The sequence below is a fragment of the Mumia sp. Pv4-285 genome (genome assembly GCF_041320275.1).
GTDB lineage: Bacteria > Actinomycetota > Actinomycetes > Propionibacteriales > Nocardioidaceae > Mumia > Mumia qirimensis.
In genome coordinates this window covers 758,380-771,018 of sequence record NZ_CP162023.1, presented here as the reverse complement: position 1 = coordinate 771,018, position 12,639 = coordinate 758,380, and the positions used below count along the sequence as shown (strand labels likewise).

7 protein-coding genes are annotated in these 12,639 nt (G+C 67.8%); 3 read left to right on the top strand and 4 right to left on the bottom strand.

Annotated elements, in window-relative coordinates:
- Positions 1–24: 24 nt before the first annotated feature.
- Together AB3M34_RS03655 and AB3M34_RS03650 are read right to left on the bottom strand one after the other, a co-directional pair.
- Positions 25–1,533, bottom strand: a complete 1,509-nt coding sequence (locus AB3M34_RS03655) for an ABC transporter substrate-binding protein (protein ID WP_370617725.1) — start codon at positions 1,531–1,533, stop codon at positions 25–27.
- A gap of 250 nt (positions 1,534–1,783) precedes the next feature.
- Entirely contained in the window at positions 1,784–3,475 is a 1,692-nt protein-coding gene (locus AB3M34_RS03650; protein WP_370617724.1) for a PucR family transcriptional regulator, read from the bottom strand.
- Positions 3,476–3,710: 235 nt separating this feature from the next.
- On the opposite strand from AB3M34_RS03650, the gene AB3M34_RS03645 reads away from it, so the two are divergent.
- Positions 3,711–5,000 (top strand): TetR family transcriptional regulator, encoded by a 1,290-nt coding sequence (locus AB3M34_RS03645; RefSeq protein WP_370617723.1) that lies wholly within the window; start codon positions 3,711–3,713, stop codon positions 4,998–5,000.
- 3 nt (positions 5,001–5,003) lie between these two features.
- Here AB3M34_RS03645 and AB3M34_RS03640 read toward each other — a convergent pair whose 3' ends face one another.
- On the bottom strand, positions 5,004–5,483 hold the full coding sequence (locus tag AB3M34_RS03640) for a hypothetical protein (protein ID WP_370617722.1): 480 nt from the start codon (positions 5,481–5,483) through the stop codon (positions 5,004–5,006).
- A 353-nt stretch (positions 5,484–5,836) separates the two neighbouring features.
- Here AB3M34_RS03640 and mobF point away from each other — a divergent pair, with 353 nt between their 5' ends.
- Both mobF and AB3M34_RS03630 read left to right on the top strand, forming a co-directional pair.
- The gene (mobF, locus tag AB3M34_RS03635; protein WP_370617721.1) at positions 5,837–8,713 is read left to right on the top strand and encodes a MobF family relaxase; all 2,877 of its coding nucleotides are present in this window, start codon (positions 5,837–5,839) and stop codon (positions 8,711–8,713) included.
- A gap of 83 nt (positions 8,714–8,796) precedes the next feature.
- Entirely contained in the window at positions 8,797–10,701 is a 1,905-nt protein-coding gene (locus AB3M34_RS03630; RefSeq protein ID WP_370617720.1) for an alkyl/aryl-sulfatase, read from the top strand.
- On the opposite strand, the gene AB3M34_RS03625 is transcribed toward AB3M34_RS03630, so the two are convergent.
- Positions 10,647–12,605, bottom strand: coding sequence for an alkyl/aryl-sulfatase (locus AB3M34_RS03625; RefSeq protein ID WP_370617719.1), 1,959 nt, complete (start codon positions 12,603–12,605; stop codon positions 10,647–10,649). The genes AB3M34_RS03630 and AB3M34_RS03625 overlap by 55 nt on opposite strands.
- Between the last annotated feature and the right edge of the window lie 34 nt (positions 12,606–12,639).

Genomic DNA, 12,639 nt, shown 5'->3' with positions numbered 1-12,639 from the left:
ACCGAGTGGCGGACTACTCGGGGACTACTCGTTCAGCCACGCGTACTGCCAGTACGCGCTCGCTCCCGACGAGGTGCCGGCGAGCACGATGCCCTGGACCATGTCGTTCGCGAAGAGGTGTCCCGTCTGGTAGCGCCAGTTCCGCAGCGGCCCGTCCTTGGACAGCTCGCCGTTGACGGTCTGGTACGCCTTCTCCACCTCGCCCGGCTCGTTCGAGCGACGCGTCGTCTCGAGCGCGGCGTCGACGGTCGGGTTGGAGTAGCTCATGACGTTGAGCGGTCCGTCGGTGTGGAAGACGGCGTACAGGCGGTCCATGTCCTGGGACAGCGTGGCGCCCATGATGGTCTGGAAGTCACGTGCCGTCGAGCGCTGCGAGAGCGTCGCGCCGTCGACCGGCTCGAGCTTGAAGTCCAGGCCCTCGATCTTCGACATCTGTGACTGGATGAGCTGAGCGACCTGCTCGAGGGCTGGGATCCCGGCGTAGCAGACGAAGGTGACGGTCTCACTCGTCTTGCCGGTCCGCTCGAGATAGTCGTCGAAGAGACGTTGCGCCTCGTCGAGGTCCTTCTCCGGGAACATGCCGAGCTCGTCGTCCCGGTAGGGGCTGTCCGGCCGCAGGAAGGCGTCGACCGGCTCGTCGCCCGGGTAGACCGCATTGTTGATCTGCGCGCTGTCGAAGGCGCTCAGCATCGCCTGCCGGAGGCCCTCATCGGCCATGACCGGGTCCTTGAGGTTGAACTGCAGGCCGGTCCCTCCATTGAGGGGCACACGGTAGATGTCGTAGCCGCCCTCGCTCTCGATCGCCTTGGCGTCCTTCGTCAGGAGCGACCAGTCGACGTCGATCTCACCGCTGCGCAGCGCGTTGAGCCGCTGGTCATCGGCTCCGATCACCTTGATCACGAGCTTGTCGAGGTACGGCAGGCCCTCCTCGAAGTAGCTGTCGTTGCGCGAGTACTCGGCCTGCGAGTTGCGCGTCCACTTGTCCAGCACGAACGGGCCGGCTCCGACCGGAGAGCTGGAGACGTCCTCGCCGGCTGCTTCGATGGCCTTCGGGGAGCCGATGGTGCTCAGTCCCTGGGTGAGCGCCCACGGAAGCTGGAAGTTGGGCTCCGCCGAGGTCACGGCGACGGTCAACGGATCGACGACCTTCCAGCTCAGTCCCTCGGTGTAGCGCGCCGACGGTGCCAATGTCTTGGGGTCCTTGATGCGGTCCCAGTTGTAGACGACCGCCTCAGCGTCGAAGGGCGTACCGTCGCTGAACTCGACGCCCTCGCGCAGCTTCAGGGTCCAGCTCTTGCCGTCGGTGCTCTCGAACGACTCCGCCATCTGGCCGACGAACTGCTGCTTGTCGACGTCGTAGCGCATCAACGTCCCGTAGATCGGGGCACAGCGGTCGAACGACAGGGTGCAGAACGCGGGATCGAGCGAGACGGTCTCGACGTTCACGGCGTACGTCAGGGTCCCGCCCTTCTGCGGCTCTCCGGCAGCGCCGCCGCCGCCGTCGCTCCCTCCTCCGCCGCATCCAGCCAGCACCACTCCGAGCGCGGCCGCTAAGGCCACTGACCGCGACAAGACCCGCCAACCCTTCATCTGCAAATCCCTTCCTCGTACGACGCCGATGTGGGGTCGCTCGACGGAACACGCCACCGAGCCAGCTGTGTGATGGCCGCCACTGCGACTTCGCACCCAACATAGGCAACCGACCAGTTGGTGGGTATACGCAGGGTGTCAGAGTGGGAGCCGCGTTCCTGACACGCTGTCAACGCGGAGCGCCGACCGTCGGTCAGGCACCTGTCTGTGCCTGGACCACCAGCGTGGAGGGGAGGGCGGACGTCGGCGAGGCGTCGCCGGCGGTGGCCTCGATCACCATGATCGCGGCGTACAAGGACGTCGTCGTCTCGGGATCGTCCAGGTCCACTCCGAGGAGACGTTGGATCCGCGCCAGGCGTTCGTACAACGTCGGTCGAGAGATCCCGAGCTGCTGCGCGGCGAGCGACTTGTTGCTGCGCACCCGGAGGTACGCCGCCAGCGTGCGCACCCAGTCACCCCCATCGAGCGCGTCGCGCAGCTGCAGCGGCCCCAGCGTCCGCTCGACGAACGCCTGGAGCCGGGCGTCGTGCCGCAAGGTGTAAAGGAGGCCTCGTAGCTTGATGTCGTCGATCGAGTGGAGGACCCGACGTCCCGCCATCGGCGACGTCGCTCGCGCCGCAGACGCGACGTCGCTCGCCTCGGCGAACGACCTCCCCACCTCTGCGAGGTCCGAGACGACAGCACCACGGCCGAGCGTCGGAGGAGCAACCCCCGCGTCCTTGCACGCCTGAGCGACCTTCGTCGCGAACTCGTCAGCCGCGGAGGCGTCGGCGCGCTTGAGCAGGAGCAGGACGCCCCACCTCTCCGGCGTCAACCGTCCGACGAGGGCGTCGACCTGCACATCGTCGAGCGCGCGCGACAGGACTGACCGCAAGTCGCGTTCACGATCGGGAGCCACGATGATCGGGAGATAGTGGCGGTGCCGGGTCGGGTGCCCGAGGGCTGCCGTACGTGCATGGATCGACTCGGTCCGGGAGCAGCGTCCGGCGACGAGGTCGGCGAGCACGGTCCGCTGAGCGTTCGCCACCACGACGTCGTCGTCCTCGAGCAGCAGCCGCATCGCCAAGGCCGATGCGGCGCGTTCGAGGACGATGACCTGCGCCGGGTCCGGCGGCCCTGAAGTGAAGAGCACCAGGCGCCCGCGCTGCTGACCGCGGGCCTCGACCGGCACGACCACACAGCGGTCGGCCTCGTCGACCCGGGTCCCGAAGGACTGCGTCAGGGTGAACGCCTTCCGGCTCCATCGTCGCAGGAGGTCGTCGGCGACGCCGTCGACCGTGTGAACCGCCAGCACCTGGTACATCAGGTTGGAGAACACGATCTGCCCCTCGGCGAGCTCCCCGGCTGCAGCGACAAGCTGGTCCACGGACGCATCGGCGGCGCCCAGCTCGGTGAAGCGCTGGTGCGCCATCGCTGTGGTCTGCAGCAGCCGCCGCTGCCCCATCAGGATGATCGAGTGGGCCGTCTCGGTCATCTTGACGAACGGCACCTCCCTGTTCAGCACGATCAGTGGGAGTCCCCGGCGCCGGCACGCCCGGACCATCTCCGGAGGGACTGCGGAGAAGCGGCGTCCGAGCTCGATGACGAGGCCGGCGACCCTCTCGTCGGCGAGGGCGTCGACATATCGGACGCCCTCGTCCGGCGAGTCGGCGAGGCCGACCCCGGTCGCCAGGATCAGCTCGCCTCCCTGGAGGAGCCCGTGCGTGTCCACCAGCTCGGTGACATGGAGCCACCGGATCCTTCGGTCGAGGTGCTCTTCGCCCGCGACGACGACAGGCTCCCCCTCGAGCGTGACGCCCATCGCGAGGAAGTCGGCGATCGTGAAGGTGCTGATCGAGGCGTGCTCGGCCTGCGAGCTTCTGGCCGTCGCCTCGACGAGTCGCATGCGTCGCTCTCGGTCCACGCTTCGGTGAGATCTCTCCGGCACCTCGGGTCCTTTCGGTCGCCTGGGCCGCGGACGCGCCGAAGCGCCTGGCGCGGACCCGTCGCTGTGACTCGAATCACAGCAAGTATTGCCAGATCCCAGGCGATTGTGGAACCCCTTGCGGAACGAACATTTGATCGCACCGCCGCTGACACGACGACTGACGGACGCCCCGTGCCGCCCCCATACTGTGAGGATGACGTCGCTCTCTCGCCGGAAGCTCACCCCGAGCGCACCCACCACCAGCGCTCGCTCGGACGAGATCCTCACGACGGCGGCGCGCCTCTTCCAGGAGTCCGGGTACGCGACGACGACGATCCACGACATCGCCGACGCTGTTGGCGTTCTGCCAGGCAGCCTCTACCACCACTTTCCGTCGAAGGAAGAGATCGCCATCGGCCTGCTCTCGCGATTCGGCCGCGCCCTGAACGAGGTCGGGCTCGTCGCAGCGCGCCGTGTGCGCACCCACGACGGGACGCCCGAGGAACTCGTCGAGGCGCTCACCGCCGATGTCGTCGCGCTGAGCTTCCGTAACGCCGCGGCCATCCGACTACGGGCCTACGAAGCGCCGCCGAGCGTAGCGTCGGAGCGCTTGACCACCGCGATGCAGCTCCGCTCGCCGGCCCTGGAGCGAGCCTGGCGCGATGCCGTGTCGGCACTCGGCTCCGAGGCGACGGACCCGACGGTCGATCGCGGCCTCCTCCGATTCACCCTAGGACGACTGGCCTTCTACTCGTCGACCTACTACCCGCTCGAGACGGACCCGCGCGAGCTCGCCGCGCATCTGTGCGACGTGGTGCTCCATGGGGTTGCGACCTCACCTCCCAGCGACGCCGAGCTCGAGGCGTCGGCGGCCTACCGTACGGCGATGGCCGTCGTCGCGGACTGGAAGCGAGAGAACGCAACCGATCCGGCCGGGGCCAGAGAGGCGGTCGTCGCTGCCGCGCGCGCCGAGTTCGCACGTCGCGGCTACGCGGCGACGACGATCCGCGACGTCGCTCACTCGGCCGGTGTCGGCATGGCGACGCTCTACCGGCGGTTCGACTCCAAGGAGGCCCTGATCCGGGAGATCCTCGACGCATACGCCGACCGCCTCGACCATGCGTTCGCCGCGGTCCTCGAGTCCGGCTCGCCCGAGTCCGAGACACTGAGCGCAATCGCGCGCGTCTTCGTCCGTGCCAGCCGGGAGTACCGCGAGGAGTCGGCGATCGTGAACCTGGGCTGGACCGGACGCGAGGCGCCCAGCAGCCCTTTCCACGACTACTTCCTGGCAACGCAGAATCGTCTGAAGTCACTGGAAGGACTCACCTCGCAGGGCATCGCGAGCGGAGCCTGGCGGCCGGTCGCCGCTCCCCACGAGCTCGGCTTCCACTTCCGGTCGGTGATGTGGACGCCATTCCACGAACATGCCCGGAGCAGCGAGACGCGCGCGTACGCGTTCGTGCGTCAAAGCCTGATCCGGGGAGCCGTCGACACCCCCGGATGAGGGTCAACTGCCGACGACGATGCGAACCTCGCAGTTGAGCGCCGCCTCGAGGGCGGTGTGGAGCCTGCTCTCGGGGACGCGTCGCAGGTGGAGGGGGTCGAGTGTCACCGCGACCACCTCGTCGTCGCCTTCGAGGATGCGCTCGACCTTCCCGTCGATGTCGAAGGCCTGGAGCACTCCGCGGGCGTCGTCGTCGGTGCCTCGACTGATGAAAGTCACCACCCCCGGGGTCGCCGGGATCCCGAACGCACGGCGGCATGCGGCAACGTGCGCTTCTTGGGCGTCAGGATCGAACTCCTCGATGATCATCTCGATCTCCCGCCCTTTGTCCGGCAGCTTCTCGGCGGGGGTCGCCACTACGTCGAATCCTTCCTCGCGAAGGCAGCTCAGCCCGGTCTCGTAGTCGCTCCCGGAGAGCAGGCCTTCATGGTCGACGACGATTCTCATCACGGCGGTTCGCATAGTCGGGACGGTAGCGTCCATCTGGCGCGCCGGGCCAGCGTCACAGTGTCGAGTCCTCGGCGGCCCTGGGCGGAGCTAGTAACTCCGGCCCAGGGCCTCGGTCCACAGGAAGGCGAGTTCCCATGAACCGTCCGATCACAGTACCGCCCGCAGCATCCGCGCTCTGCGCAGCCTCAACTGATTCTGGAGCCGGTGACAGGAGTCGAACCCGCGACATCCTCATTACAAGTTGTCGGGAACCGGTTCGCGGATGGTCGGTCTTGTGCGTTTGCGCAGGTCAGAGGCGGTGTCGATTCCGTGGCCGTCCGCGCGGGTTCGCTGTTTCACGCCCGTTTGGCTACTTGTTTGGCTACTCGCGGTGGTCGTTCGCGGTGATGACCCTGCACAAGCTCCACGCGGGCGACGGCTACACCTACCTCACCCGTCAGGTCGCCTCCGGCGACGTCGTACGCCGCCCGGGTCAGTCGTTGGCGGACTACTACACGGCGAGCGGGAACCCGGCGGGGCGATGGGTCGGACAGGGCGCTGCCGACCTCAAGGTGAGCGGGATGGTGCGCGAGGACCAGATGCGGTCGCTGTTCGGCGCCGGCATGCATCCCGATGCCGAGCAGATCATCGCGCTCGAGGTCACCAACGGAGCTGACCCCGACCAGGCACTGGCATCTGCGCGGCTCGGGCTCGCCTTCCCCACCTTCCAGACACGGGAGTCGCGCGACGCACGGGTCGCGGAACGCGTCGAGCGGTACGCGAGCAAGCACGGGCATCTTCCGGATGCGGCGGCGCGGGCGCGGATCGAGGCATCGGAAGCCTCGAAGGAACGCCGTGCGGTCGCCGGTTATGACCTGGTGTTCACTCCGGTCAAGAGCGTGTCGATCCTGTGGGGACTCGGCGACGCCGCCACCCGCCAAGCAGTCACCGATGCCCACCATGCGGCGGTCGCGAACGTGCTCGCCTGGCTGGAGGACGAGACGTGCTTCGCACGGATCGGCGCCGGCGGTGCTCAGCAGGTCAGGGCACGTGGATTCATCGCCGCCGCGTTCGACCACTTCGACTCTCGAGCCGGTGACCCCGATCTGCACACCCACCTCGCGATCTCGAACAAGGTCCGCGCCGTACACGACCATCCCGACGGCAGCCCACGCTGGCTGTCCCTGGACGCCCGCGTCCTGCACGCGGCCGGGGTCGCTGCGTCGGAGCGGTACAACACGCGCATCGAGGACGAGCTCGCCCGCCGGCTCGGTGTCGAGTTCACCGAACGCCCCGACACCATCCGCACCGACAAGCGGCCTGTTCGCGAGGTAAGCGGGATCCCGTACGCGCTGATCCGCTCGTTCTCCCAACGCCAGGCCGCGATCGAGGACCGCTACCGCGAGCTCGCCGTCGACTACGCCACCGCGCACGGCCACGATCCCGACGCCGGTGCGCAGCTGCGGTTGGCGCAGCAGGCGACCCTCGACACCCGCGGCGAGAAGATGCTCGGCGAGCCGCTGGCCGACAAGATCACCCGCTGGCGCCGAGAAGCTGGACCATTCCTCGGCCAACACCCGGCACGCGCGATCAGCGAGCTGACGACTCCAGAAACGCCTGCCCGGGTGTGGCGCCCAGACGAGGTTCCCATCGACCTTGTCGCCGAGGTCGCGACCGGTGTGGTCGCCGAGCACAAAGCGACCTGGACCCGATGGAACGTCCTCGCCGAGGTCGAGCGCCAGATCCGCCATCTCAGGTTCGTCAACGACTCTGACCGCGAGCTCGTCACCCTGAACGCACTCGAGCGGGCGCTGTCGCCGGACGCGTCGGTCACCGTCGCCGACGAAGGACCCAGCTACGGGTCGGCACGGTTCACCACACAGAGCATCCTCGACGCCGAACAACGCCTCCTCGACACCGCCTCCGCACCGGCCGCGTCTCCTGTGATGTCCGAGTCAGAAGCCAATGTCCGGCTGTGGGCGTACGAAGAGAAACAGGGAAAGAAGCTCGACGAGGGCCAGCGCCGCCTCGTCCTAGACTTACTCACCAATCCTCACGCCTTGAGCGTCGGTATCGGGCCGGCCGGATCAGGAAAGACCACCGCAATGCGCGCCCTCGCCGCCATCTGGCAGGCAAGCGGGCGGCGCGTCATCCCGCTCGCGCCGTCGGCCAGTGCCGCGCAAGTCCTCGCCGACGAGCTCGGATGCCGCTCGGAGAACCTTCACAAGTTCCAGCACCTCAGCACCGAATCAGCCGAGACAGACGACTGGGCGAGCCTTCGTCCTGGCGACCTGGTGCTCGTCGACGAAGCCAGCCTCGCCGGCACCGCCCGCCTCGACTGGCTCACCCAGCACGCCCGGGCAGCCGGCGCGGTCGTGCGGCTCCTGGGAGACCCTTACCAACTCTCCGCAGTCGAGGCCGGTGGCGCGTTCCGACTCCTCGTCGACGACATCGGCGGACCCGAACTTGACACCCTGCACCGCTTCCACAACCCCGCTGAAGCACAAGCAACCCTCAAGCTGCGCGAAGGCAACGCGAACGGGCTTCGCTTCTACCTCGACAACGGACGCATCACGACAGGAAGCGAACCCGAACTCCTTGACCGCGCCTACAACGCCTGGCTCGCCGACACCGAGCGCGGACTCAGCAGCCTCATCATCACCACCACCGAACACGACGCACGCGCCATCAACACCGCGGCGCGCACCGCGCGCATCGCGGCCGGCGACATCAACCCGCGCGGCGGTGTCCACCTCCGCGACGGAACCACCGCCAGCGTCGGCGACACCATCATCACCCGCCGCAACAACCGAACCCTCACCACGGCCGGCGGCGGCTACGTGAAGAACGGCGACCGCTGGATCATCGCGACTCAGACCAACGACGGCGGCCTCGTCGTCACAGGCCGCGGCGCCACCACCACCCTGCCGCCTGACTACGCCGCCGAACACGTCCAGCTCGGCTACGCCGTCACCGCCCACCGCGCCCAAGGCCTCACCGTCGACACCGCCCACCTACTCATCGACGACACCACCACACGCGAAGCCCTCTACGTCGGCGCAACCCGCGCACGGCAGCACACGCAGATATACGTCGGCGACCGACAAGGACTCGACCTCGACGCCGAACGACCACCCCCGCCCAAGCGTGATCCGGTCGACACCCTCCGGACTGCGCTCAATCGATCCAGTGCAGATTGCTCAGCAACGCAGACCCGGCGAACACATCGCGCTCGACGGACGCTGGAGCGGGACAGGCGACCGAGTCTGATTCTCATGAGTTGATCACCCGTGCAGGTGATGCGGGTGACGGTTGGTCGGGCGAGACTTGGGACGCCAACAGTCGACGCACCAGGGGGACCATTCACATGTCGAACGAGTCGAAGGGCGCCACGACGGCAACTGCCACCGCCAACCGCGAGGCAGGCGCCCACTACGCGATGGAGGATCGGCAGGACTTCGCCGATGCCGACCGCGGCCTGATCGCGCCCCTGCCGGGTCCTGTCCTCGGCTCGGACGGCCACACGATCTTCGACCCGCACGCCTTCGACTACCTGGCGGACGACAAACCGGCGCCCGACACGGTGAACCCAAGCCTCTGGCGGCAATCACAGGTGATGCGTCGGGGCGGCGTGTACGAGGTCGTTCCCGGCCTCTATCAGGTGCGGAACAACGACCTCGCCAACCTGACGGTGGTCGAGGGGGACGACGGCCTCGTCGTCATCGACTGCATGGCTGGGGTCGAGTCAGCCCAGCAGGGCATGGCGCTGATCCGTGAGCACGTGAGCGACAAGCCGGTCGTGGCCGTGATCTACACCCACACCCACATCGACCACTACGGCGGTGTCAAAGGTGTCGTCGACCTCGGCGACGTGGCGTCGGGGAAGGTGCCGATCATCGCCCCGGGGACGATCGCCTCGTTCGACAAGTACGCGATCGGGGAGAACGTCGTCGCGGGGAACGCAATGGCCCGGCGGGCGTCCTACGCCTTCGGCGGCCACCTCGACCTTGACCCCCACGGCACCGTCTCCTGCGGAATCGGGATCGCGAGCACCGCCGGTCCGATCGTCTCCTATATCTCCCCGACCGACGGCATCACCAAGACTGGGACGAAGCGTGAGCTGGCCGGGATCGAGTTCGAGTTCCTCTACGCCCCCGACACGGAAGCACCGGAGGAGATGCACATCTGGATCCCGCAGCTCAAGGCGCTCACCTGTGCCGAGAACGCGAACCACAGCCTGCACAACATCCAGACTCTGCGCGGCGCCCGCACCCGCGACGCGCGCAACTTCGCTCGCTACCTCGACGAGACCCTCGAACGGTGGGGTGACGAGGCCGAGGTCCACTACGGTCCGCACACCTGGCCCGTCTGGGGCAACGAGGAGCTGACGTCGTTCATCTCCTCGCAGCGCGACACCTACAAGTACATCCACGACCAGTCGTTGCGTCTGGCGAACAAGGGCTACACCCCGCTCGAGGCCGCCGAGGAGATCGCGCTCCCCGACGAACTCGGGCGCAAATGGTTCAACCGCGGCTACCACGGGACGGTCCACCACGACGTCCGTGCCGTCTTCACAAAGGAGCTCGGGATGTGGGACGGCGACCCGGTGTCGCTACACCCGCACCCGCCGGTCGAGTCGGCGAAGCGGTTCGTCGCCCTGGTCGGACCGGACCGCATCCTCGAGGAGGGACGCCGAGCGATCGAGGCGGCCGACTACCGGTGGGCCGTGGAGATCCTGCACAAGCTCGTGTTCGCGCAGCCGGACAACACCGAGGCACGCGAGCTGCAGGCGGATGCGTACGAGCAGATGGGATACCAGGCCGAGGGGCCGCAATGGCGCGGGATCTTCCTCACGGCCGCCAAGGAGCTCCGGGTTGGCGCACTCCCACCACCGTTCACGACCGCGAGCGAGGACAGCATCCACGCGATGCCGATCGACATCCTGTTCGACTTCGCCGCCGTGCACGTGATCGGTGAGAAGGCAGCCGATGTGGAGGTTCGCATCGACTTCACGTTCACCGACCTCGACGAGGCGTGGACGATGTGGGTCGCGCGCGGCGTGCTCAACGCGCGGCGCGGAACGTCGAGCGGAGCAGCAGTCGCGGTCGCCGGTCCGAAGGCCGCGCTCGTTGCTGTACTGCTACAACCTGGTGCGGCGGAGAGGCTCGCTGCCGCGGGCACGATCACCGTCGACGGCGATGCCGCCGTTCTCGAGACCTACGGAGAGCTGCTCGATGTGTTCGATGCCTCGTTCCCGATCGTCACACCATGACGTGACGGTCCTACGCCGCCCGCCGCGGCCCTGCCTACTCTTTCCGGGACGCCGATCGGGAAGTTCTTGTCGAGCTCATCAAGGACGCTCGCGTATGTCGCCAGCACCGCGCGATCGCCCTCCGCGGTCACGATCCCGGACTCAAGTGCCTCTCCAGCATGCGCCGGCTGAAGGACCGTCGCGATGAGTGCCGCCTTCGTGCCCGTGAGGTGGAGCTGAGCGAGGTCGGACGCGCCCCGGCGGGCATGGAGCACGCCGCGCGCGACCCACATCGTCCACGTCTCGTCGAGGTCGGTGAACGTGAAGTCGATGCGGAGGTCACAGTTGGCGGCGCGATCGCCCACCACGCGGACCGCCGCGTAGTCGAACAACAGGTCGACGGACATCCCGAGAACAATGTCGCCGGCAACCGAGCTGAAGGTCTGCTCGATGACTCCCTCGCGGAGCTCGCGGGCCATCGTCAGAAAGACCCCGCGCCATTGCGGCCCCTCGGCTTGGTAACCCATCTGCTCGTACGCATCCGCCTGCAGCTCGCGTGCCTCGGTGTTGTCGGGCTGCGCGAACACGAGCTTGTGCAGGATCTCCACGGCCCACCGGTACTCTCCCGCCTCAAAGGCGCGGCGCCCCTCCGTGAGGATCGTGTCGGCCCCGATGAGGTCGACATAGCGTCGCCCCGACTCGGCCGGTGGAAGCGGGTGGAGGGTGACCGGGTCGCCGTCCCAGAGCCCCAGTTCCTTATGGAACACCGCGCGGACGTTGTGGTGGACCGTCCCGTGGTAGCCGCGGTTGTACCACTTGCGGCCCAGCCCTTCGGGGAGCTCCAGGATCTCGGCCGCCTCGATCGCGGTGTAGCCCTTGTTCGCCATCCGAAGCGCCTGGTCGTGGATGTACTTGTAAGTGTCGCGCTGGGACGAGAGGAACTCGACGACCTCCTCGTTACCCCACACTGGCCAGGTGTGCGGCCCGAAGTGCACCTCGGTGTCGTCTCCCCAGCGCTCGAGGGTCTCGTCGAGGTAGCGCGCAAAGTTGCGCGCGTCCCGCGTCCTCGCACCGCGCAAGGTCTGGATGTTGTGGAGGGAGTGCTGCGCGTTCTCGGCGCAGGTGAGCGCCTTGAGCTCCGGGATCCAGATGTGCATCTCCTCGGGCGCCTCGGTGTCGGGCGCGTAGAGGAACTCGAACTCCAACCCCGCGAGCTCTCGCCGCTCCCCCGTGCGCGTCACGAGGTCGGTCGGCGGAAGGTATGAGACCGTGCGTCCAGGACCGCCCGGCCCGATCCCGATGCCGCACGTGACGGTCTGGCGAGCGCCCGGCTCGAGAAGGCTCCCGAACGCGTACGAGGCGCGCCGCGACATCGCGTTGCCGACGATGATGTTCTCGCCGATCGCATGCTTCTCGAACTCGTAGCCGGGCGCGATGATCGCGACCTTGCCGGCAGCGACGTCGGCAGGATCGACGATGCCCTTCACGCCGCCGTAGTGGTCGACGTGCGTGTGGGTGTAGATGACGGCGACGACTGGCTTGTCGTTGACGTGCTCGCGGAAGAGATCGAGGGCCTGACGCGACGCCTCCACCGAGGTCATGGTGTCGATGATGACGAGACCGTCCTCGCCGTCGACGACCGTCAGGTTCGCGATCTCGCTGTTGCGGACCTGGTAGAGCCCCTCGACCACCTCGTACAGGCCGCCGGTGTGCAGGACCTGCGACTGGCGCCACAGGCTCGGGTTGACGGTGTGCGGACATGGGGCGTCGTCGGCGAGATAGGCGTAGGCGCTGTTGTCGATCGGCGCGATCAGGCCTCGTCGCGCGTCCACGAAGTCCTGTCGGTCGTCGAGGTCGTACGCCGTGGTCGCGTCGCGGTGGGCGGCGACGGTCGACGGGGTCGCGTCCTTCGGGATGTACGCCATCGGTCCTCCTGGGTTGTCGAGTCGGAGTCGGCAC